This is a genomic window from Komagataeibacter swingsii, assembly GCF_003207895.1.
Taxonomy (GTDB): Bacteria; Pseudomonadota; Alphaproteobacteria; order Acetobacterales; family Acetobacteraceae; genus Komagataeibacter; species Komagataeibacter swingsii.
On the sequence record NZ_NKUB01000109.1, the window covers coordinates 1 to 561 of the forward strand.

Genomic DNA, 561 nt, shown 5'->3' on the forward strand with positions numbered 1-561 from the left:
ACTGTTATCTGGAGAGGAATGTCTCGCCTGGCAGATATCGTTACAGGTGCTCTCTCCTATCAAATTACAGAAGAAAAAATTTATGGGTAACTGCAAGCCTCGTCGGATGCTTACGATTCAAGGTCTGTATGGATCGCTTCATACTGACAGATGCCCAATGGGCGAAGATGGAACCCCTGTGCCTTGGCAAGAAGACGGATCGGGGCCGCAGCGGGAAGGATAACCGCCTTTTCATCGAGGCGGTCTTATGGATTGCGCGGACCAGCAGTCCATGGCGGGATCTGCCGACATATTTCGGACATTGGAACTCGGTCTACTCACGCTACAGCGACTGGATGAAAGCCGGGGTTTTCCAGCGAATTTTCGAGGCTGTCTCGGACGACGCCGACATGGAATACGCGATGATCGACGGCACGGTGGTGCGGGTTCACCGTCATGGCCAGGGCGCAAAAGGGGGACCCAAAATCAGGCGATCGGACGCAGTGTGACGGGATGGTCGACCAAGATCATCGCCATGACCGACGCCTTGGGTAACCTGGTCCGCTTCACCCTTATCCCCGG

Annotated in this window: 1 pseudogene; it reads left to right on the forward strand. The window is 55.3% G+C overall.

Features of this window, described 5'->3' with window-relative positions:
* Positions 1-128: 128 nt before the first annotated feature.
* A pseudogene (locus CFR76_RS17570) lies at positions 129-561 on the forward strand (IS5 family transposase); the annotation flags it as partial.